The organism is Rahnella victoriana (genome assembly GCF_004330295.1).
GTDB classification, from domain to species: Bacteria; Pseudomonadota; Gammaproteobacteria; order Enterobacterales; family Enterobacteriaceae; genus Rahnella; species Rahnella victoriana.
The window spans coordinates 50475-70345 of the sequence record NZ_SJOJ01000030.1; the positions used below are offsets into that span (position 1 = coordinate 50475).

General features: G+C 52.7%; 22 protein-coding genes. 12 read left to right on the forward strand and 10 right to left on the reverse strand.

What is annotated here, in order from left to right; genetic code table 11:
• The first annotated feature begins 8 nt into the window (after nt 1-8).
• The 5 genes from dapF (at nt 9) to uvrD (ending at nt 5418) form a co-directional block, all read left to right on the forward strand.
• Nucleotides 9-833 carry a diaminopimelate epimerase gene (gene dapF, locus EYY67_RS20835; protein WP_095924198.1) on the forward strand — a complete coding sequence of 275 codons (825 nt, stop codon included), beginning with the start codon at nt 9-11 and terminating at the stop codon, nt 831-833.
• Entirely contained in the window at nt 830-1534 is a 705-nt protein-coding gene (locus EYY67_RS20840; protein ID WP_131694301.1) for a DUF484 domain-containing protein, read from the forward strand. The genes dapF and EYY67_RS20840 overlap by 4 nt, the downstream gene beginning before the upstream one ends.
• Nucleotides 1531-2442 carry a tyrosine recombinase XerC gene (xerC, locus tag EYY67_RS20845; RefSeq protein WP_095924200.1) on the forward strand — a complete coding sequence of 304 codons (912 nt, stop codon included), beginning with the start codon at nt 1531-1533 and terminating at the stop codon, nt 2440-2442. The genes EYY67_RS20840 and xerC overlap by 4 nt, the downstream gene beginning before the upstream one ends.
• Nucleotides 2442-3158 (forward strand): 5-amino-6-(5-phospho-D-ribitylamino)uracil phosphatase YigB, encoded by a 717-nt coding sequence (gene yigB / locus EYY67_RS20850; protein WP_095924201.1) that lies wholly within the window; start codon nt 2442-2444, stop codon nt 3156-3158. The genes xerC and yigB overlap by 1 nt, the downstream gene beginning before the upstream one ends.
• Before the next feature lie 97 nt (nt 3159-3255).
• Entirely contained in the window at nt 3256-5418 is a 2163-nt protein-coding gene (gene uvrD / locus EYY67_RS20855; RefSeq protein WP_095924202.1) for a DNA helicase II, read from the forward strand.
• A gap of 142 nt (nt 5419-5560) precedes the next feature.
• On the opposite strand, the gene EYY67_RS20860 is transcribed toward uvrD, so the two are convergent.
• The gene (locus EYY67_RS20860) at nt 5561-6037 is read right to left on the reverse strand and encodes a WbuC family cupin fold metalloprotein (protein WP_095924203.1); all 477 of its coding nucleotides are present in this window, start codon (nt 6035-6037) and stop codon (nt 5561-5563) included.
• A gap of 418 nt (nt 6038-6455) precedes the next feature.
• Here EYY67_RS20860 and corA point away from each other — a divergent pair, with 418 nt between their 5' ends.
• Complete coding sequence (gene corA / locus EYY67_RS20865) at nt 6456-7406, forward strand: magnesium/cobalt transporter CorA (protein ID WP_095924204.1); 951 nt, start codon at nt 6456-6458, stop codon at nt 7404-7406.
• 21 nt (nt 7407-7427) lie between these two features.
• Entirely contained in the window at nt 7428-8480 is a 1053-nt protein-coding gene (locus tag EYY67_RS20870) for an AbrB family transcriptional regulator (RefSeq protein ID WP_412034009.1), read from the forward strand.
• On the opposite strand, the gene rarD is transcribed toward EYY67_RS20870, so the two are convergent.
• Nucleotides 8445-9359 carry an EamA family transporter RarD gene (rarD, locus tag EYY67_RS20875; protein ID WP_131694303.1) on the reverse strand — a complete coding sequence of 305 codons (915 nt, stop codon included), beginning with the start codon at nt 9357-9359 and terminating at the stop codon, nt 8445-8447. The genes EYY67_RS20870 and rarD overlap by 36 nt on opposite strands.
• A 48-nt stretch (nt 9360-9407) precedes the next feature.
• Nucleotides 9408-9890 carry a thioesterase family protein gene (locus EYY67_RS20880; protein ID WP_095924206.1) on the reverse strand — a complete coding sequence of 161 codons (483 nt, stop codon included), beginning with the start codon at nt 9888-9890 and terminating at the stop codon, nt 9408-9410.
• 253 nt (nt 9891-10143) lie between these two features.
• Between EYY67_RS20880 and pldA the strand changes: the two genes are divergently transcribed.
• The 3 genes from pldA (at nt 10144) to rhtC (ending at nt 13653) form a co-directional block, all read left to right on the forward strand.
• Entirely contained in the window at nt 10144-11022 is an 879-nt protein-coding gene (gene pldA / locus EYY67_RS20885) for a phospholipase A (RefSeq protein ID WP_131694304.1), read from the forward strand.
• A gap of 131 nt (nt 11023-11153) precedes the next feature.
• Nucleotides 11154-12986, forward strand: a complete 1833-nt coding sequence (recQ, locus tag EYY67_RS20890; protein ID WP_095924208.1) for an ATP-dependent DNA helicase RecQ — start codon at nt 11154-11156, stop codon at nt 12984-12986.
• Between the two features lie 37 nt (nt 12987-13023).
• Nucleotides 13024-13653 carry a threonine export protein RhtC gene (gene rhtC, locus EYY67_RS20895; protein WP_095924209.1) on the forward strand — a complete coding sequence of 210 codons (630 nt, stop codon included), beginning with the start codon at nt 13024-13026 and terminating at the stop codon, nt 13651-13653.
• A 78-nt stretch (nt 13654-13731) separates the two neighbouring features.
• Here the strand turns inward: rhtC and rhtB are convergent, their stop codons facing one another.
• Complete coding sequence (gene rhtB, locus EYY67_RS20900) at nt 13732-14352, reverse strand: homoserine/homoserine lactone efflux protein (RefSeq protein ID WP_095924210.1); 621 nt, start codon at nt 14350-14352, stop codon at nt 13732-13734.
• 137 nt (nt 14353-14489) lie between these two features.
• Here rhtB and pldB point away from each other — a divergent pair, with 137 nt between their 5' ends.
• Nucleotides 14490-15482 (forward strand): lysophospholipase L2, encoded by a 993-nt coding sequence (pldB, locus tag EYY67_RS20905; protein ID WP_119822773.1) that lies wholly within the window; start codon nt 14490-14492, stop codon nt 15480-15482.
• A 48-nt stretch (nt 15483-15530) separates the two neighbouring features.
• On the forward strand, nt 15531-16340 hold the full coding sequence (gene yigL / locus EYY67_RS20910) for a sugar/pyridoxal phosphate phosphatase YigL (RefSeq protein ID WP_095924212.1): 810 nt from the start codon (nt 15531-15533) through the stop codon (nt 16338-16340).
• Here the strand turns inward: yigL and EYY67_RS20915 are convergent.
• The 6 genes from EYY67_RS20915 to EYY67_RS20945 all read right to left on the reverse strand — a co-directional run bounded on the left by EYY67_RS20915 (nt 16270) and on the right by EYY67_RS20945 (nt 19584).
• Nucleotides 16270-16659 carry a hypothetical protein gene (locus EYY67_RS20915; protein WP_131694305.1) on the reverse strand — a complete coding sequence of 130 codons (390 nt, stop codon included), beginning with the start codon at nt 16657-16659 and terminating at the stop codon, nt 16270-16272. The genes yigL and EYY67_RS20915 overlap by 71 nt on opposite strands.
• A 35-nt stretch (nt 16660-16694) precedes the next feature.
• Nucleotides 16695-17138, reverse strand: a complete 444-nt coding sequence (locus tag EYY67_RS20920) for a hypothetical protein (RefSeq protein WP_119822772.1) — start codon at nt 17136-17138, stop codon at nt 16695-16697.
• A 136-nt stretch (nt 17139-17274) separates the two neighbouring features.
• On the reverse strand, nt 17275-17712 hold the full coding sequence (locus tag EYY67_RS20930; RefSeq protein ID WP_119822771.1) for a hypothetical protein: 438 nt from the start codon (nt 17710-17712) through the stop codon (nt 17275-17277).
• 3 nt (nt 17713-17715) lie between these two features.
• Nucleotides 17716-18090 carry a toxin C-terminal domain-containing protein gene (locus EYY67_RS24955; RefSeq protein ID WP_131694307.1) on the reverse strand — a complete coding sequence of 125 codons (375 nt, stop codon included), beginning with the start codon at nt 18088-18090 and terminating at the stop codon, nt 17716-17718.
• Nucleotides 18091-18135: 45 nt separating this feature from the next.
• Nucleotides 18136-18459 (reverse strand): VENN motif pre-toxin domain-containing protein, encoded by a 324-nt coding sequence (locus EYY67_RS24775; RefSeq protein ID WP_242675619.1) that lies wholly within the window; start codon nt 18457-18459, stop codon nt 18136-18138.
• 783 nt (nt 18460-19242) lie between these two features.
• A complete protein-coding gene (locus EYY67_RS20945; RefSeq protein WP_131694306.1) occupies nt 19243-19584 on the reverse strand; it encodes a hypothetical protein in 342 nt (113 codons plus the stop codon).
• Between the last annotated feature and the right edge of the window lie 287 nt (nt 19585-19871).

Here is a 19871-nt window from a genome sequence, read left to right on the forward strand (position 1 = left end):
AGTCAGTTATGCAGTTCTCCAAAATGCACGGCCTGGGCAACGATTTTATGGTTGTTGACGCCGTGACTCAAAATGTCTATTTCTCGCCTGAATTGATTCGCCGTTTGTCCGATCGTCACCGTGGTGTGGGTTTTGACCAGCTGCTGGTGGTGGAACCGCCTTACGATCCCGAACTGGATTTCCATTACCGTATTTTTAATGCGGATGGCAGCGAAGTGGCGCAGTGCGGCAATGGCGCGCGCTGTTTTGCCCGCTTCGTGCGGATTAAAGGTCTGACGAATAAACGCGATATCCGCGTCAGTACGCAGACAGGTCGCATGGTGCTGACCGTCACGGAAGATGAAGACGTGCAGGTCAATATGGGCGAGCCGGTCTTTGAACCGCAGCAGGTGCCTTTCCGTGCAGCGAAACCGGAAAAGACCTATATTCTGCGGGCGGAAGAGCGCACAGTATTCTGCGGCGTGGTGTCGATGGGAAACCCGCACTGCGTGTTACAGGTTGAGGATGTTCTGACGGCAGACGTCGAGGTTCTCGGGCCGATGCTCGAAAGCCACGAACGTTTCCCGGAACGTGTGAACGTAGGATTCATGCAGATTGTCAGCCCGGAAAGCGTGAAGTTACGGGTGTACGAGCGCGGTGCCGGTGAAACCCAGGCGTGCGGAAGTGGCGCCTGTGCGGCGGTTGCGGTCGGCATTCAGCAAGGTTTACTCGCAGAAGAAGTTCAGGTGGAACTGCCGGGAGGCAGCCTCGACATTCGCTGGAAAGGGCCGGGTCATCCGCTCTATATGACCGGACCTGCCACTCATGTTTACGACGGATTTATTCATCTATGAACAATCTTGATGACCAGATTGAACCGGTGATAGCACTCGACGACGACAGCGTGATGCAATATCTGCTGCAAAACCCGGATTTCTTTATTCGCAATGCCCGCAGCGTCGAGCAACTGCACGTACCGCATCCGGTGAAAGGCAGCACCTCGCTGGTTGAATGGCAACTCGGGCGTCAGCGTCATCAGATCGCGCAGCTTGAAGAAGAAATTACCTTATTGATGGAGCAGGCCTCGATCAACGAATCGCTGTTCGGGCGGATGATTGAGCTTCAGGCCATGCTTGCGGCGGCCAGCAGTTTGCAGGATATGCTCAACCGCCTGCAACGCTGGGCGCGCAGTCTGGGGCTGGCGGGCGCCAATGTGCGTCTGTTCAGCGAAGGCTGGCGCATCGGTGCGCCGTCTGACTTCACCCATCTTGCGGTGAGCCGCAGCGCGTTTGAATCGATGCGTATTCAGCGTCTGGGTGAAACCCCGCATTATCTCGGCAGCCTGAACGGCCCGGAATTACTGCTGTTATTACCGCAGGCGAAAGCCGTGGGTTCCGTTGCTCTGTCGCTGATGGGCGAGCAGGGTGAGCTGGGCGTACTGATTTTCAGCAGCCGTGACCCGCAGCATTATCAGCCGGGAATGGGCACCGTCTTACTTGATCAGCTGGCTAAGATGCTGCCCGGCCTGCTGGAACGCTGGATCGAACGGGTATGACTCACACCGAATCGCCTCTGTATCCTGCGGTCGAGGCGTTTCTGCGTTACCTGCACGTCGAACGTCAGCTCAGCCCGCTTACCACCACCAATTACAGCCGCCAGTTAGAAGCCCTGATCGCCCTCTCCGGCGAGATCGGCATTTCCAGCTGGCAGCAACTCGATGCGCCAAAAGTCCGCATGTTACTGGCACGCAGCAAACGCGCCGGTTTAGGGGCGTCCAGTCTGGCGCTGCGCATGTCTTCACTGCGCAGCTTTCTCGACTGGCTGGTACGTCAGGGCGTATTGAGCGCCAACCCCGCCAAAGGTATTTCTACGCCGCGCGCCCCCAAACATCTGCCGAAAAATCTTGATGTCGATGAAGTGAATAAACTGCTGGAAATCGACCTCAACGATCCGCTTTCCGTGCGTGACCGTGCGATGCTGGAAGTGATGTACGGCGGCGGATTGCGTCTTTCGGAACTGGTGGGTATCGACTGCAAACATATCGATATGGCCTCCGGCGAAGTGCGCGTGTTGGGGAAAGGCAGCAAAGAACGTAAAGTGCCGATTGGCCGGACGGCCGTCACCTGGCTTGAACACTGGCTGGCGCGGCGCGCTGATTTTAATCCGCAGGATGATGCGATGTTTTTGTCGAGCAAAGGCAGCCGTATTTCGGCGCGAAACGTCCAGAAACGGTTTGCCGAGTGGGGCGTGAAACAGGGCGTGAACAGCCATATCCATCCGCATAAACTGCGACATTCTTTTGCCACGCACGTGCTGGAATCCAGCGGCGATCTGCGTGCGGTACAGGAACTGCTGGGCCACGCGAATTTGTCCACCACCCAGATTTATACCCACCTCGACTTTCAACATCTGGCGACGGTTTACGACGCCGCGCATCCCCGCGCTAAACGAGGAAAATCCTGATGAAGTTCTATCGTCCGCTGAAACGCATTGAAGCGATCACCTTCGATTTAGACGACACGCTGTATGACAATTACGACGTTATCCGCCGTACCGATGCTGAAACGCTGAAATCGATTCAGGGTTTCCATCCGGCGCTGGCCGACATGGCACCGGACACCATCCGCCTGATGCGCGCAGAACTGCTGGCAGAGGATGCGGAGATTTATCATGACGTCACCGAATGGCGTCGTCAGGCGGTGTTGCTGGCGATGAAGCGCGCAGGTCTGAGCGAAAGTGATGCCACGCTGGGCACAAAAGCCGCGATGGAAACCTTTGCCCTGTGGCGCAGCCGGATTTATGTTCCGGGTGAAAACCATGACGCGCTGGCGGCTCTGGCAGAACGCTGGCCTCTGGTGGGCATCACCAACGGCAATGCCGATCCGACCGCGTTTGGTTTGTCGCAATATTTGCAGTTTACCCTGCGTGCCGGTGAGCATGGCCGCGCCAAGCCTTATGCCGACATGTATAAAAAGGCCTCGCTGAAACTGGATATTCCGCTGGAAAATATCCTCCACGTCGGCGATGACCTGACGACAGACGTCGCCGGTGCCGTGCGTTGCGGGATGCAGTCATGCTGGATTAATTTGCGTGAAGGCAACCTGATGCACATTAAGGATGCCCGTCTGTTGCCGCATATTGAGATTTCGCAGTTGGCATCGCTGACAGCATTGCTATAATCCCTTCTTAAATTACTCTGTATAAATTCACAGTAGAAATGCATTCACGGCGATAATCTTCGCGTGAGTGCTTTTCTCATCCTGACAAACGGTGCCTATGGACGTTTCTGACCTGCTCGACAGCCTGAATGAAAAACAACGTGAAGCCGTGGCCGCGCCGCGCAGCAATCTGTTGGTGCTGGCCGGGGCAGGCAGTGGCAAAACCCGCGTGCTGGTTCACCGCATTGCGTGGCTGCTGGCGGTCGAAAAGTGCTCGCCGTATTCCATCATGGCGGTCACCTTTACTAACAAAGCGGCGGCAGAAATGCGCCACCGTATCGACCAGCTGATTGGCACCAGTCAGGGCGGCATGTGGATCGGTACCTTCCACGGTCTCGCGCACCGTTTGCTGCGTGCGCACCATTTAGACGCCAATCTGCCGCAGGATTTCCAAATTCTCGACAGCGACGACCAGATGCGTCTGATCAAGCGCCTGATCAAAGCGCTGAACATCGACGATAAACAATGGCCGCCGCGTCAGGCGATGTGGTACATCAACGGCAAAAAAGACGAAGGTCTGCGCCCGCAGCATGTCGAAACCTACAACAACCCGATTGAAGCAACCTGGCTGCGGATTTATCAGGCCTATCAGGAAGCCTGTGACCGTGCCGGGCTGGTGGATTTTGCCGAACTGTTGCTGCGCGCCCACGAACTCTGGCTGAACAAGCCGCATATTTTACAGCATTACCGCGAACGCTTTACCAACCTGATGGTGGACGAATTCCAGGACACCAACAGCATTCAGTACGCGTGGATCCGTCTGCTGGCGGGCGATAACAATAACGTGATGATCGTCGGCGACGATGACCAGTCGATCTACGGCTGGCGCGGGGCGCAGGTCGAAAACATCCAGCGTTTCCTGAAAGATTTCCCGAATGCGGAAACCATCCGTCTGGAGCAGAACTACCGCTCGACCAGCACCATCCTGAAAGCCGCCAACTCGCTGATTGAAAACAACAACGGTCGTATGGGGAAAAACCTGTGGACCGAAGACGGCGAAGGCGAGCCGATTTCACTGTATTGCGCCTTCAACGAACTGGATGAATCGCGCTTTGTGGTTAACCGCATCAAAACGTGGCAGGACAACGGCGGCGCGCTGAAAGACTGCGCCATTCTGTACCGCAGCAACGCCCAGTCGCGTGTGCTGGAAGAAGCCTTATTGCAAATGGCGATGCCGTACCGTATTTACGGCGGGCAGCGGTTCTTCGACCGTCAGGAAATCAAAGATGCGCTGGCGTATTTGCGTCTGATGTCCAACCGTAATGACGATGCCGCATTCGAGCGCGTGGTGAACACCCCGACGCGCGGTATCGGCGACCGTACGCTGGATGTGGTGCGCCAGACCGCCCGTGATCGTCAGCTGACCATGTGGCAGGCCACGCGCGCGCTGTTGCAGGAAAAAGTGCTGGCGGGCCGTGCCGCGTCTTCACTGCAACGCTTTACCGAACTGGTTGACGCACTGGCGCATGAAACGGCGGATATGCCGCTGCATGTGCAGACTGACCGGGTGATCAAAGATTCCGGCCTGTTCATCATGTATGAGCAGGAGAAAGGCGAAAAAGGTCAGGCTCGTATTGAAAACTTAGAGGAACTGGTGACGGCGACGCGTCAGTTCAGCTATCAGGATGAAGACGAAGACCTGATGCCGTTGCAGGCGTTTCTGTCTCATGCCGCGCTGGAAGCGGGCGAAGGGCAGGCGGATGCCAATCAGGATGCCACGCAGCTGATGACGCTGCACTCGGCCAAAGGGCTGGAGTTCCCGCAGGTGTTTATCGTCGGGATGGAAGAGGGCATGTTCCCGAGCCAGATGTCGCTGGAAGAAGGCGGACGTCTGGAAGAAGAACGCCGTCTGGCCTATGTCGGTGTGACCCGCGCTATGCAGAAACTGACCCTGACCTACGCGGAAACCCGCCGTTTATACGGTAAAGAAGTCTCGCACCGTCCGTCACGTTTTGTCGGTGAATTGCCGGAAGACTGTGTCGAAGAAGTCAGGATGCGCGCCAACGTGTCACGCCCGATGAGTAACCGCAGCGTCGGCACGCCAACCAGCGTCAGCGACACCGGCTTCAAACTCGGCCAGCGCGTTATGCACCCTAAATTCGGCGAAGGCACCATCGTCAACATGGAAGGCAGCGGCGAACACAGCCGTCTGCAGGTGGCGTTTCCGGGGGAAGGGATTAAGTGGCTGGTCGCCGCCTACGCCCGCCTCGAAGCCGTCTGATTTTTAACTCCCTCCCCTGCGAAGGGGAGGGTTGGGGTGGGGTATTAAGGTCAAAAACCAACGTTTAAGCGCGCTTAATCTCCTGTTTTGTCTGTAAAACCCCCTCCCATCCTCCCCCTTCGCAGGGGGAGGAGCCGAAAGGTCAGAGGCTAAAAGTTTCACCCACTTCGGCTTTCGCATACCATTCCAGCGTTTCTTTTACGCCTGCTTCGCCTTCCGGCGGGGTGCCTGGCAGATAATCTTGTTCCTGTACCGGCTGATACGCGCCGTGTTTCACTTCAAAAATCACACCGCCTTCGTCGAGGGATAACACGCTGTGCCAGGTATTGGCCGGGATTTCCAGCAGACGGGTTTCTGCACCGAGCCACAGGCGTTCGGTGACTTTACCGCTGATATCGTAAATCAGCACCAGAAAGCGGCCGCGCAGCGCGGTCAGCATTTCCCACGTATGCGGATGGCGGTGAATACGCACGTACGTGCCGGGTTCCATGGCGATCGCCAGACGCTGGACTGCGTCTTCCGGTGCCGGGTGGATATTCAGATTCTGACGCAGTCGCGGCGAATTCGCCGCCTGCGTGATCAGGTCACACAAGGTGTCTTGGTTTATCTGCTTAATCATGTTGGGTTCTGAAAGTGTGAGGAAATCCGGGCATTGAGTGTAGCCAAAAAAGCGCCTTCCGATAAGCCGCAAAAGGTGAACCGGTCAGCCTGAATTTTATGCATAAATGTTGCCAGTATAGATTTGTTCGCGGTTGACAGTCTTTTTACTCCCGGCGTAACATGCGCGCACTATTATCAATGAGGAACTTCGCCTTGGACACACCCAGTAGATACTGGCTCAATAACCTGTTCATCAGGTACCACTTCTAAGGCCCTCCTCTTTGCTGATGGCCTTAGTGGTTGTCAGCGACCCCCGTTCTGTCGCTGTGAGTCAGATCTGAACATGGTCTGAATTACGCCGGTGACACGTCTCACCCCGTGATTTTCTGTGCTTCAACGCGTTGTCCACTTTCCGTCATTCTTGGGAGAACGGGCACATGCTGAGTGCTTTTAAATTAGAAAACAGCCGCTTATCCCGTTTAGAGCTGGACGAGTCAGACGATCTCAAAACCTCATTGTGGGTTGATTTGGTTGAGCCGGACGATCAGGAACGTGAGCGTGTTCAATGTGAATTAGGGCAAAGCCTGGCGACACGTCCTGAACTGGACGACATCGAAGCCTCTGCACGTTTTTTTGAAGACGAAGACGGTCTGCACATTCACTCCTTCTTTTATTACGAAGATGCCGACGATCATGCCGGTAACAGCACCGTCGCCTTTACCGTGCGCGAAGGCCGTCTGTATACCCTGCGTGAACGCGAATTACCGGCGTTTCGTCTCTACCGTATGCGTGCCCGCAACCAGAAACTGGTCGATGGTAATGCCTATGAACTGCTGCTGGATCTGTTCGAAACCAAAATCGAACAGCTGGCGGATGAAATCGAAAATATCTACAGCGATCTGGAAAAACTCAGCCGGGTGATCATGGAAGGGCATCAGGGCGACGAATACGACGCCGCGCTTTCCACGCTCGCCGAGCTTGAAGATATCGGCTGGAAAGTCCGTTTGTGTCTGATGGATACCCAGCGCGCCCTCAACTTCCTGGTGCGTAAAGCCCGCTTACCGGCAGGTCAGCTGGAGCAGGCGCGTGAAGTGTTACGCGATATCGAATCCCTGCTGCCGCACAACGAATCCCTGTTCCAGAAAGTGAACTTCCTGATGCAGGCGGCGATGGGCTTTATCAACATCGAGCAGAACCGCATTATCAAGATTTTCTCGGTGGTATCCGTGGTCTTCCTGCCGCCTACGCTGGTGGCATCCAGCTACGGGATGAACTTTGAATTCATGCCGGAACTGAAATGGTCATTTGGTTATCCGGGTGCGATTGCCTTGATGATCCTCGCCGGGCTGGCGCCTTATTTATACTTCAAACGTAAAAACTGGTTATAACCGACCATGTTGATGGAAAGGATGGCGCCGGCGGGGCAGTGGGTGATCCTCGTCGTTTCCTCACTGATTCTGGGCATTATTTTTCAAACCTTCCATGTGCCTGCTGCGCTTCTGCTCGGGCCGATGATTGTCGGCGTCGTCATGGGCCTGCTGGGCGCCAGCGTGCGTATTCACCCGCTGTTTTTCAAAATATCGCAGGGCGTGCTGGGCTGTATGATCGCGCAAAGCCTGTCGCCCTCGATTCTCCCGCCGTTACTCAATGACTGGCCGCTGGTGCTGATGGTGCTGGTGGCGACGCTGCTCGCCAGCGGGCTTTCCGGCTGGCTGCTGGTGCGGTTCAGTCAGTTGCCCGGCCCGACCGGTGCGTGGGGATCGTCACCCGGCGGTGCCAGCGCAATGGTGGCGATGGCCGGTGATTTCGGTGCGGATGTCCGTCTGGTGGCATTTATGCAGTATCTGAGGGTGCTGTTTGTCGCCACCGCTGCCGCCTTTGTCGCCCGCATGGCGATGGGTGACAGCGCCTCGCTGGCGGCCGTCGTGGTCTGGTTCCCGCCGCTCACCTGGCGTTTCTTTGTGACGGTCTTTCTGGCGGTTGCCGGTGTCTGGCTGGGGCCGCGCCTGCGCATTCCTTCCGGCGCGTTGCTGCTTCCGGCGATTGTCGGCGCGGTGTTGCATTCCACCGGTACCGTGACCCTGGAAGTGCCGGAATGGCTGCTGGCGATGGCTTATACGCTGATTGGCTGGAGTGTCGGATTGCGCTTCACGCGACCCATTTTCAAACTGGCTTTGCGTACGCTGCCGCAGATGATTGCCTCGATTATCGGGCTGATGCTGATTTGCGGGGGAATGGCGTGGGTGCTGACCAAACTGCTGCACGTCGATATGCTGACGGCGTATCTGGCGACCAGCCCGGGCGGGCTGGACACCGTGGCGATTATTGCGGCGGGCAGCCATGCGGATTTAGGTTTTGTGATGGCGATGCAAACGTTGCGTCTGATCACCATCCTCGCCACCGGTCCCGCTATGGCGCGCTTTATCTCACGCAGCGCTGTGCCCGCTTCTCCCCCGTCGTAAACGGCCCTGCGTATAGAGCGCATCGCTGATAAAGCACAGCAGACCTGCCCAGATAAAGCCGAAGGTGATGAGCTGGGAGGCGTTAACGGTTTCACCGTAAAACACCACGGCCAGCAGGAACATCAGGGTCGGCCCGAGATACTGGAAAAAGCCCAGTGTGGACAGTTTCAGCCGGGCAGCTGCGGCGGTGAAGAACAGCAACGGGATGGTGGTGATAATCCCGGCGGCCATCAGCAGCAGATCCAGCGACCACGGATTCGCGGACAGATTGCTGGTCGGGCTGTTGGCGATAAAGAACAGGTAAATCCCGGCGACCGGCAGCAGCCACAGGGTTTCAATCAGCATGCCGGTTTGGGAATCCACACCGATTTTTTTACGCAGCAGACCGTAAAACGCAAAGGTCAGCGACAGCCCGATGGCGATGATCGGCACCGAGCCGAAAATCCACACCTGTACCAGCACACCGGCGAACGCCAGCGCCACGGCAAACCATTGCAAACTCCGGAATCTTTCCCGCAAAAACAACATGCCGAGCACCACATTGACCAGCGGATTGATAAAGTAGCCGAGGCTGGCTTCCAGAATGTGATTATGGTTAATCGCCCAGATAAAAATCAGCCAGTTGCTGCCGACCAGCAGGGCGGTGATCAGTAACATGACGACTTTCTTCGGCTGTGCGAACACCCGCCGGACATCGCCCCAGCTGCGGCTGACCGACAGAAGCACTAACATGAAGAAGAAAGACCAGATCACCCGGTGCGTCAGAATTTCATCCGCCGGAACCTGTTTGATGAGTTTGAAATACGCCGGTGCGATCCCCCAGATCAGATAGGCGATAAAGGCAAAAATAATACCTTGCCGGGTACGTTGTGCGTCCATGTGGGTACCTGAAAAAAGAGTAAGGAAAGAAGCGGAGTTTACCTGATATCAGCCGACCATATAGGTTGCTGTAGTGGTCGCAATATGAATACCGGTGTCGCTATGTAGATCTACGCGTGCCACGGACACTTTATTCCCGGCGCGGATCAGGCTGGCCGAGGCAATAAAATATTCGCCACGGCCCGGTCGCAGGTAATCCACGCGCAAGTCAATGGTGCCCATTTTGGCTAAACGCTGGCGCATTTCCGCTTCCAGTAACGGGTGATCCGGCTTGTCGCGGCGGATCAGCGAACTGGTGACACACACCAGACCGGCGGCGACATCCAGCACGGCGGCGATCACACCCCCGTGTAAGATTTTTTGTGCGGCGTTGCCGACCAGTTTGGTCTGATTGGCAAATTTCAGCTCTGCATAATCGCAGTCGAGACGTTTGAGTTCGAGCCCGAGTTCGCGGTTAAACGGCATATCGTAAACGAAAATATTGCCGATCAGTTGCAGGGCGGCCTCGTGGCTGAGGGATGAAGCAGACATGAATAAATTCCTGACGAAAACAAGTGAGCCGTATGTTCGCCGAAAAGGTTAACGGATTGTTGATTTTAGGTGCGGGGCGACGGGATTTCTAGCCAGCAAAGGATAAATGTATTCAATACTCATGCTGGCATGATTTTGCGTGTAAAATGCCCTGCTTTGGGGTTTCCTGACGTGAGTCAGCAAAAAAATCCGGCCGGGCAACTGGCTTATATTAAATAATGAATTGTTCACTTTAGGGCGAGGGTACGGAAGAATGCGTAAAAATTGGGCTGTCGGAGCCACCATGCTGGCGATGCCATTACTGGGCCATGCAGCAGAAGCCACCGTGCAGGAAGTGCATGATAAACCTGCGGTGCGCGGCAGTATTATTGCGAATATGTTGCAGGAACACGACAACCCGTTCACGTTGTATCCTTACGAACCGAACTACCTGATTTACACCGATACCAGCAATATCAATAAGAAAGCGATCCAGTCTTATGACTGGGCAGACAATGCGCGTCATGATGAAGTGGAATTCCAACTCAGCCTGGCCTTCCCGCTGTGGCGTGGCATTGCGGGTGAAAACTCGGTGCTGGGCGCGTCGTATACCCAGAAATCCTTCTGGCAGCTTTCCAACAGCGGACAGTCTTCACCCTTCCGTGAGACCAACTACGAGCCGCAACTGTTCCTCGCCTGGGCAACGGATTACGATTTCCTTGGCTGGACAATGCGTGAAGCCGAATACGGTGTGGCTCATCAGTCCAACGGCCGCTCAGACCCGACATCCCGCAGCTGGAACCGTGTCTACGCGCGCTTTATGGCGCAGAACGGCAACTGGCAGGTTGATCTCAAACCCTGGTATCGCATTCCGGAAAGTGACAAAAACGACGACAACCCGGACATCACCAAGTACATGGGGTATTACCGTCTGAAAGTAGGCTATGCGTGGGGCGAAAGCGTGTTCAGCGTCGAAAGCCGTTACAACTGGAATACCGGTTACGGCGGCGCAACCACCGGCTGGAGCTACCCGATTTCCAAACAGGTACGCTTCTATACGCAGGTCTTCAGCGGTTACGGCGAGTCGTTGATCGACTACAATCACCGTCAGACGCGCATCGGTGTGGGCATTATGCTTAACGACATCATGTAATACCCGTCATACTTCAGGTTGCAGGTGCGTTGGCTGCAACCTGAATGTTTTAGGGTATATTAGGTGTCGAAGCAGTACAGCCCCGGCGGCTTTCGGGTTTAGCCGGGTGGTTTGAACAGTTGGGGAATTGAGTGTCTACGGCGGCAGTGATAAACAAAGAAGAGCTGGCTCATCAGGTATTACGCGATACCTTCGGCTATCAGCAATTCAGACCAGGCCAGCAAACTATCATTAATACCGCCATTTCTGGCCGGGATTGTCTGGTGGTGATGCCCACAGGCGGCGGTAAATCGCTGTGCTACCAAATCCCGGCACTGGTGATGGACGGCCTGACGCTGGTCGTCTCGCCCCTTATCTCACTGATGAAAGATCAGGTTGACCAACTGATGGCGGCGGGTGTTGAAGCCGGTTGCCTGAACTCGACACAAACCCGTGAGCAACAGCTGGACGTGATGGCCGGTTGCCGCGCGGGACGCATTAAAATGCTGTATATCGCGCCGGAACGCCTGATGATGGGCGATTTCCTCGAACAGCTGCAACAGTGGAATCCGGCGATGCTGGCCGTGGATGAAGCCCACTGTATTTCCCAATGGGGCCACGATTTCCGTCCGGAATACCGCGCCCTGGGTCAGCTCAAGCTGCGTTATCCGCAACTGCCGGTGATCGCCCTGACCGCGACCGCCGATGAAGCCACCCGTAACGATATCGTCCGTCTGCTGGAACTGAACGATCCGCTGATTCAGGTCAGCAGTTTTGACCGTCCGAATATCCGTTACACGCTGGTGGAAAAATTTAAGCCGCTCGATCAGCTGATCCGCTTTGTGCAGGATCAGCGCGGCAAAAGCGGCATTATTTACTGTAACAGCCGTGCCAAAGTCGAAGACACCGCTGCCCGTCTGCAGAGCCGCGGGCTGAGTGTCGGCGCGTACCATGCCGGGCTGGATAACGACACCCGCGCCCGCGTGCAGGAAGGTTTTCAGCGTGATGACCTGCAAATTGTGGTCGCCACCGTCGCCTTCGGCATGGGCATCAACAAGCCTAACGTACGTTTTGTGGTGCACTTCGATATTCCCCGCACCATCGAATCTTATTATCAGGAGACGGGCCGGGCAGGGCGTGACGGCCTGCCTGCCGAAGCGGTACTGCTTTACGATCCGGCCGATATGGCGTGGCTGCGCCGCTGTCTGGAAGAAAAACCGGCTGGCGCTCAGCAGGATGTCGAACGCCATAAACTGAATGCGATGAATGCCTTCGCGGAAGCGCAAACCTGTCGCCGTCTGGTGTTGCTGAACTATTTCGGTGAAGGTAAACAGAACGCCTGCGGCAACTGTGACGTCTGCCTTGATCCGCCAAAACGCTACGATGGCTTACTGGATGCGCAAAAGGCGCTGTCAGTGGTCGCGCGCGTCGGCCAGCGTTTTGGCTTAGGTTATGTGGTCGAAGTCCTGCGCGGTTCGAACAATCAGCGTATCCGCGAATACGGTCACGAAAAACTGAGCGTCTACGGCATCGGCAAAGAACACAGCAACGAACACTGGACCAGCGTGGTACGCCAGCTGATCCACCTCGGGCTGATCACACAAAATATCGCCATGCACTCGGCGTTACAGCTGACTGAATCAGCGCGTCCGGTCTTGCGTGGCGAAATCCCGTTACAGCTGGCGGTACCGCGTATTCAGACGCTGAAAATTAAAAGCAGTGCCAGCCAGAAAACCTATGGCGGGAATTACGATCGCAAGCTGTTTGCCAAATTGCGCAAACTGCGTAAATCGCTGGCGGATGACAATAATGTGCCGCCGTACGTGGTATTTAACGACACCACGCTGCTGGAAATGGCCGAACATCTGCCGGTCAGCGCGAGTGATTTGCTGGATATCACCGGCGTCGGCCAGCGTAAGCTGGAGAAATTCGGCCGGCCATTTATGGCGATGATCCGTGACCATATTGATAACGGCGACGACTAAGAATTCTGTTTCCTACACATAACACAGAGAGTTAATCATGCTGATGCTATTCCTGATGGTTGCGATGATGCACATGATCGCGCTGGTGAGTCCCGGTCCGGACTTTTTCTTTGTCTCGCAAACGGCGGCCAGTCGTTCGCGTAAAGAAGCCATGATGGGCGTGATTGGTATTACCCTCGGTGTTGCTGTCTGGGCGGCGGTGGCGCTGATGGGCCTGCATCTGATCCTGCAAAAAATGGCCTGGTTGCACCAGATTATTACCGTCGGCGGCGGCCTGTATCTGTGCTGGATGGGCTGGCAGTTGCTGAAATCCGCGCGTTCTAAAAAGCAGTCCGACGAGACGGAGGCGGCAGAACCCGTCGTCGCGTTACCGGCGAACGGGCGTACTTTCATGCGCGGCCTGCTGACCAACCTTTCCAACCCGAAAGCCGTTATCTACTTCGGCAGCGTGTTCTCGATGTTTGTCGGCGACAGCGTCAGCGGCGGCGAGCGTCTGGGCATATTCATGCTGATCGTCGTTGAAACCCTGGCATGGTTCTCATTAGTGGCACTGGTCTTCGCGCTGCCGAAAATGCGACGCGGCTATCAGCGTTTAGCGAAATGGATTGATGGCGTGGCGGGCGTGGTGTTTGCGGGCTTTGGTGTTGCGCTGATTATTAATCGTTAAGCGGAAATCGTTAAGCGAAGTAGCTGGTTAATAAAAAAGGGTTCGGTTGATGCCGGACCCTTTTTACATTCTGAGAAATCAAACCTTCCGCGCACTTGCCAGCAACACACCCACCAGCATAAACAGCGAGCCAAAGATGCGGTTCAGCAACTGCATTTGTTTCGGTGCCTTCACCCAACCGGCGATGCGGGTAGCCAGCGTGGCGTAACCGATCATCACGATGATATCGACAACCACCGTTGTGACACCCAGTACCACGTATTGTGCAGCCTGAGGTTGGTGAGCAATGATAAACTGCGGGAATAATGCGGCGAGAAACACAATGCTTTTTGGATTGGTCAGGTTCACCAGGATGGCCCGTTTGAACAGACGACGGCGCGGCATGCTGCTGGCCAGCGCGTTCAGGTCAATCGCCCCGGCAGAACGCCACTGACAAATACCGAGCCAGATCAGGTACGCGGCACCAAACCATTTGAGAAACTCGAAGGCCAGCAGCGAGGATGAGATCAGCGCGCCAAGCCCGATACCGACCAGCACGATGTGGATGGTTAAACCGAGCTGTAACCCGGCGATGGATGCCACCGCACCGCGATAGCCGTGGCTGATGCCCGTACTCATCGTATTAATCGCGCCGGAACCGGGGGATAAACTTAAAATAGAAGTGGTGAGCAGGTAGGTTAACCACCAGTCCAGTGTCATTGCGAGACTCCCTGAATACGCCTTTTATGGAACATGAATACGTCGTTTTATGGCACAATACGCTATTGTCTATAGTTGCGCTATAGCTCACAAATAACACCTTCCTGCTCTTGTGTCTGACAACTTTGGATCAATGAATGTCTGTGAATTATGCGAAGTGGTTAACACGTGAGAAGGAGTTTTCCGCCTTTGCGACCGGACCCTTGCTGGATTTCTGGCGAACACGCGAAGAAGATGAGTTCATCGGCGTCGATGACGTGCCGATCCGCTACGTCCGCTTCTGTTCGCCCCGGCACGATAAGGTCATCGTGGTGTCACCGGGGCGTATCGAAAGCTACGTAAAATATCCCGAAGTGGCGTATGACCTGTTCCATTGCGGCTACGATGTGATGATTGTTGATCACCGGGGGCAGGGGCGTTCAGGGCGTATGCTGGATGACCCGCATTGCGGCCACGTTAAGCACTTTGACGATTATGTCGCCGATTTCGAGACCTTTTATCAGCGGGAGATTGCCCCACGTCAGTACGCGAAAAAGTTCGCGCTGGCACACTCCATGGGCGGTGCCATTCTCGCCCTGTTTCTGGCGAAAAATCCGGGGCAGTTCGATGCAGCGGCGTTACTCGCACCGATGACCGGCATTTATTTGCCGATGCCGGGCTGGGTATCCCGCCGGATCCTCAACTGGGCGGAGAATCGCCCGGTTCGTCGCGACGGTTATGCGCTGGGGACCGGACACTGGCGGCCTCTGCCGTTTGTCGTCAACCAGCTGACACACAGCCGTGAACGCTATCGCCGTAATCTGCGGTTTTATGCCGATTACCCTGAGTTGCAGGTCGGCGGTCCAACCTATCACTGGGTGCGTGAAGGGATTGAGGCGGGGATGCATATCCTGAAAGAAGCCGAAAAAATCACCACTCCTGTTCTGTTATTGCAGGCGAGCGAAGACCGTGTGGTGGATAACCGGTCCCATCTTGCTTTTTGTCAGGCCATGGCCGTGGCGGGGCACCCCTGTGAAGGGGAAAAACCGCTGGTCATCGAAGGCGCGCGCCACGAGATCCTGTTTGAACGGGACGACCTGAGGGCACAGGCGCTGGACGCTATCATGCGCTTTTTTGCGCGACAGCTTTAATCCGCGGTTCGCCGCGCACAACTCCATCAGAGGTTAGAACCTAACGCTATGTACCATGTTGTTGCTTCCGATTTAGATGGCACGCTGCTATCACCTGATCATACCCTGAGCCCGTTCGCCAAAGAGACGCTGAAATTGCTGACCCAGCGCGACGTGCATTTCGTGTTCGCCACCGGGCGTCACCATATCGATGTGGCGCAGATGCGCGACAATCTGGAAATCAGTGCGTACATGATCACCTCCAACGGTGCGCGCGTGCATAACACCGACGGCGACCTGATTTTCTCGCACAATCTGGATGAAGACATCGCCAAAGACCTGTTCGGCATCATGCATAACAACCCGGATATCCTGACCAACGTGTATCGTAATGATGACTGGTACATGAACCGTGACCGTGCCGATCAGGATGATTTCTTCCGCGAATCCGTTTTCAAATACAAACTGTATGAACCGGGCCTGCTGGAAACCGACGGCATCTGCAAAGTGTATTTCACCTGTGAAGACCACGAAAAACTGTTGCCACTGGAAGAAGCGATCAACGCGCGCTGGGGCGACCGTGTAAACGTCAGTTTCTCACTGCCGGTCTGTCTGGAAGTGATGGCGGGCGGGGTGTCGAAAGGGCATGCGCTGGAATATGTGTCCAAACTGATGGGCTATTCGCTTAAAGACTGCATCGCCTTTGGGGATGGTCTCAATGACCTTGAAATGCTGACCATGGCCGGTAAAGGTTGTCTGATGAGCGGTTCACTGCCACGTCTGAAAGCTGCCATGCCGGATGCAGAAATCATCGGATCCAACGCCGACGATGCCGTGCCGCATTACCTGCGTAAGATGTATTTGTCCGAAGAAAGCTAATTTGTTGAAAAAACCAAAGCAGGGGGAACTCTGCTTTGGCATCTGCTTTATTCCCGGCTTCGCTAAAGATCCCGCTCCGGGCCATGCCTTTATCGTTCATTTCATAGCGTGATTTACGGGTACTGATGGTGAGGCCAATGTTGCCGCCGCTGAACATGCCGCTCTTTTTCTTCTCAACAACTGGTGCAACGGCTTTACTCAATACAGGAATGGCGAGTGTTATTGTCGCTATTGCAGCACGAGGAATATTATTACCTTGTTGCAGAACAACGGAATTGTTAATAATTGGGCTCAGTTGGTCAATGCTGTATTGCGCCAATTTTTGACAATCTACATCACATTTAAGAGATGATTTTAATTTTTCAAGTTACTGAAAAAATCATCTATATCAATTAAATACTTCCATTCAACTTCATCGTTACACATCGATATCTCATGTTTGTCTCCTGATTTTCCAATATAAATTTCAGGAATACAGCTACCGCGAGCACCAAATCGAAGACAATGTTGTGAACGGTAATCAAACATTGTGTCAACAAGCACATCATCTTCCACATCTATATTCTCGAAAAAACAATGTATTGTTCTCGCTAAAGATTCAGAACTTTCTTTTTTTACGGGAAAATCTGATGACTTGATTGCATTTTCATTATCTTTGAACCAAATAAGAAGTTCAGATAAGTCAATTTTCCCGCGAAAAACGGAAACGACATTTTCATCTGTTTTTACTTTGATATCAATTACCTGAAAGTCATCTGGCAGCGAACCTTCAATTATAGATAGGCATAATTTACTCATGGCTACTTACCTTTGATCATTTTGTTGTACTCGGCTTTACTAATATCACCGCGTGTAAGAAATTCACGTAATACTTTAGGTGGAACCTCTGTGCCTGTATCTGCGGGTCATTTCCGGCGAGTTAGCCGGAATTTTTCTAATTTTTAAGGCTTTCATAAAAATTTTTGATGCTTTTTAGGTCGGTATGCCATTCTGAAATTTTATGGCCATCCTCAGTATAAGTAGCCCTTGGAGTTATGAATTCATTGATTTTTTCTATCGAAAAGGAAGGATGTTCCTCGAGAAAAAGAACTTTGTTTTGCAAAAAAACAACATTATCTTGAAAATATAGAACCCAAATAAAAAGAAAATTCGCTTGCTCAATGTTATACATTGAAACTGTTAAAGCTGCATGGTTTTTACTATTTAATCCCTGATTTAGAGATGCGACCCAACTACATTTGTAATCAATCAGATCCCAATACGATAATGGTAATTGCAATGATTCCCAAAAATCATCAATAACAATTTTGGCTGGTTGAACTAACTCGCCACCGACATCCAAAGGTTCACCTTCGGTTATAATCCCAAACATAAATTAATCCTTGATCCTATTTAGACTGCTGTCGTAAGTCCCCATCCTTTCACCTTTGCGATCAAACATTTTCCAACCATTTGTGACATTATGACTATCAACATCGGGAGTAATATAAGTTTTCCCATCAAAGTAAACTGGTTGACCATGCGAGTTGAATGGCGCTTTCTGAGGTGAGATACGTCGATCAAAACCTAAATTACTTACTGCTGCCTGAGCTTCTTTTCCTTTCAGAGCCAGATAAGCAAGATCGTCCTTGTTCCACTCTGCAATCGGCGTGGTGGTTGTATTTCCGCCAGTATCAATGCCACCATCATTGTTACCCGTATTGTTTGATGATGTATTTCCACTTTCAGTATTGCCCGTGTTTGTCGGGATGCCATTTTGATCGAACTGCTGATCTCCGCCTGTATTGGTTGAACCCTAATCAACAATCTGATCTCCCTCGGTGTCACTTATGGTCGATTTATCATCACCAAACATCCCGGCAATAATCGCCCCAATACCTGCACCAGCCGCTCCACCTGTTGTGCCGCCGCCCATGCCGCCACCGCGCATAAGACCGTCACCCAGACTACTTGGGCAGGTACGCGATGAACAGCCAACTACATTATTCTCAACCGCATTCTTCCCACCCTGCGCACCGGCAATAATACCCGCCGTATAATCACCCGCAAGTCCGCCCGCCAGCGTACTCAGCGCCACGATTTTCTGCTTCTGCGTTTCATCCAGATCTTCGCGCTTCACGCCCGGATAAAGCGCCTGGGCGATTAGCTCACTGGGGTCATCTTCGTCGACTTTGCTCCGCCAGATACGCTGCCGTACTTTCGCTGAAGAGCCATAGTGGCTGCGTGATACCTTGCTGGAGAACAGATAAAATCTCGATCAAAGCAGGTATTTATATTTACCTGGGTTGGTGTAAATTAAATCGAAGCATAAGCCAGTTCCCTATACCGAGAATACAGCCTATCACTCCTCCATTTTTAAAAATGCGAACCCAGTTAAGCTGGAGAGTTGTTTTATCTGTTAATAACCACTCAATGAAAAAACCGGTGCACGAAATCATAAAACACCAGATAAAAATAAGGATAAATAGGAGGTGTAATGGATGTTTCATTGGTTAATTCTTTTGAATAATCTTTCATTTTCAACCGAACCGCTATACTCCAGACCGAAAGCATCTGCTGTCCCTTCAAAAAAAACCGAAAAAGGATTCATTTGCCTACCTTTAGTATTTTAGGACATTACTGCTGGTTGACATACCAACGCAATCTTTGGTTCCCCGACTTCTCATTTGACTTGTGATACCTGAGCCAATACCAAAATCGCCCCGTACCCGCCGTATCACCTTTAATACGGTAGGCTTTTGTAACATCATTATCTACTATATGTCAGTTATAATGCCCTACATAACAGTTCGAAAATAATTATAAAAGGCCATTATGTATAAGACTCTGATGCCCCATAAAATAGTCCCGAATGCCCCTGGTGGATTATTCAAAAGTAACAACCCAAAAAACCTAGAACCTTTCATTCCCTTGCATTTATTTTATGTTGAAAGCATCTATAAGCAAAGCGAAAAGTCCATGCAAAAATAATAAATGGAAAAAATTCGGCACCAGTTCCCTTAACATAATAAATATATAATGGTAAGGCAGGAATGCCTAATAGAAACCCCACTCTGGCAAAAATGACATAAATATCTTTTTTCCTTAAGAAAAAAATAGCACCCCAGAAATGGCTCATACTTTCAGGAGCCATAAGGGATAGTTTTCCTCTTTTGCAATGAAGATAGAAGTACATAAAAATAAGCAACATGATAACAGCGCTTAACATGGTTTCCATGCTTATCATCCAATTAGTAATAGTCATAATGAAAGATTTCTGTACCCGAAGATGCGTTCATATTTAATTCACATTTAGATATACCACTCCCGCCTCACTAAGGTCTTACGCTAACACTCAAACCTATGCCATCTTTACCTTAGCTTAACTGGTCACCCGGGCGATTTAGCCGGGATGACTTCACGATGTTATATTATAAAATAAGTAGGTAAATCCAAAAGATATAGAGAAATCTAGCTAGCCACAAAAGTAAGTTATTAGTACATAGTTTACTTTCGAAAAAAAACTCTTTTAAAAACTCTATCCCATTTCTC

What these genes read in the sequence shown, in the direction of transcription:
- dapF (WP_095924198.1), top strand. Translation starts at nt 9, where the DNA reads ATGCAGTTCTCCAAAATGCACGGCCTGGGCAACGATTTTATGGTTGTT.
- EYY67_RS20840 (WP_131694301.1), top strand. Translation starts at nt 830, where the DNA reads ATGAACAATCTTGATGACCAGATTGAACCGGTGATAGCACTCGACGAC.
- xerC (WP_095924200.1), top strand. Translation starts at nt 1,531, where the DNA reads ATGACTCACACCGAATCGCCTCTGTATCCTGCGGTCGAGGCGTTTCTG.
- yigB (WP_095924201.1), top strand. Translation starts at nt 2,442, where the DNA reads ATGAAGTTCTATCGTCCGCTGAAACGCATTGAAGCGATCACCTTCGAT.
- uvrD (WP_095924202.1), top strand. Translation starts at nt 3,256, where the DNA reads ATGGACGTTTCTGACCTGCTCGACAGCCTGAATGAAAAACAACGTGAA.
- EYY67_RS20860 (WP_095924203.1), bottom strand. Translation starts at nt 6,037, where the DNA reads ATGATTAAGCAGATAAACCAAGACACCTTGTGTGACCTGATCACGCAG.
- corA (WP_095924204.1), top strand. Translation starts at nt 6,456, where the DNA reads ATGCTGAGTGCTTTTAAATTAGAAAACAGCCGCTTATCCCGTTTAGAG.
- EYY67_RS20870 (WP_412034009.1), top strand. Translation starts at nt 7,428, where the DNA reads ATGGCGCCGGCGGGGCAGTGGGTGATCCTCGTCGTTTCCTCACTGATT.
- rarD (WP_131694303.1), bottom strand. Translation starts at nt 9,359, where the DNA reads ATGGACGCACAACGTACCCGGCAAGGTATTATTTTTGCCTTTATCGCC.
- EYY67_RS20880 (WP_095924206.1), bottom strand. Translation starts at nt 9,890, where the DNA reads ATGTCTGCTTCATCCCTCAGCCACGAGGCCGCCCTGCAACTGATCGGC.
- pldA (WP_131694304.1), top strand. Translation starts at nt 10,144, where the DNA reads ATGCGTAAAAATTGGGCTGTCGGAGCCACCATGCTGGCGATGCCATTA.
- rhtC (WP_095924209.1), top strand. Translation starts at nt 13,024, where the DNA reads ATGCTGATGCTATTCCTGATGGTTGCGATGATGCACATGATCGCGCTG.
- rhtB (WP_095924210.1), bottom strand. Translation starts at nt 14,352, where the DNA reads ATGACACTGGACTGGTGGTTAACCTACCTGCTCACCACTTCTATTTTA.
- pldB (WP_119822773.1), top strand. Translation starts at nt 14,490, where the DNA reads ATGTCTGTGAATTATGCGAAGTGGTTAACACGTGAGAAGGAGTTTTCC.
- yigL (WP_095924212.1), top strand. Translation starts at nt 15,531, where the DNA reads ATGTACCATGTTGTTGCTTCCGATTTAGATGGCACGCTGCTATCACCT.
- EYY67_RS20920 (WP_119822772.1), bottom strand. Translation starts at nt 17,138, where the DNA reads ATGAGTAAATTATGCCTATCTATAATTGAAGGTTCGCTGCCAGATGAC.
- EYY67_RS20930 (WP_119822771.1), bottom strand. Translation starts at nt 17,712, where the DNA reads ATGTTTGGGATTATAACCGAAGGTGAACCTTTGGATGTCGGTGGCGAG.
- EYY67_RS20945 (WP_131694306.1), bottom strand. Translation starts at nt 19,584, where the DNA reads ATGACTATTACTAATTGGATGATAAGCATGGAAACCATGTTAAGCGCT.